The sequence below is a fragment of the Bradyrhizobium sp. NBAIM08 genome, assembly GCF_020193935.1.
Classification (GTDB): Bacteria; Pseudomonadota; Alphaproteobacteria; order Rhizobiales; family Xanthobacteraceae; genus Bradyrhizobium; species Bradyrhizobium yuanmingense.
This window is the reverse complement of record NZ_JADYVR010001132.1, coordinates 1-394: the sequence shown is the minus strand read 5'-3', so window position 1 is coordinate 394 and position 394 is coordinate 1. Positions and strand designations below refer to the sequence as shown.

The window sequence follows — 394 nt, the reverse complement described above, 5'->3', positions numbered from 1 at the left end:
GGCCAACATCGTCGCCACAGGCCTGCGGCTGGAAGCGACGCCGAGCAAGCGCTGGGATGTGTTCGTCGCCTACCGCGGCCTGTGGCTGGCCTCGGCCAGCGACAGCTTCTCGACCACGGGTGTGCGGGACGCGGCCGGCAATTCCGGACGCTACGCCGGCCAGCAGCTCGAAGGCCGCCTGCGCTACTGGCTGGTCCAAGATGGCCTGCGGCTGGAGGTCAACGCCCTGTGGCTGGACAAGGGCCGCTTCCTCGCGGACGCGCCGAACGCGCCGCGCAATGGAGATGCGGCCTATGCCTCGGTCAACCTGACGGCGCTGTTCTAAGGGGCTAGTGAGCCCGCTTCAGCTCTTTCTTCAGGCGGGCCTCTTCCTTGGCGGCGGCCTTGCGCTCCT

The 394-nt window shown here is 68.8% G+C and carries 1 protein-coding gene; it reads left to right on the top strand.

Annotated features, from left to right (window positions below; translation table 11 throughout):
* A partial coding sequence (locus tag I6F37_RS43815) for an alginate export family protein (protein WP_225154957.1) occupies positions 1-325 on the top strand: 325 nt, incomplete at its 5' end.
* Positions 326-394: the final 69 nt, after the last annotated feature.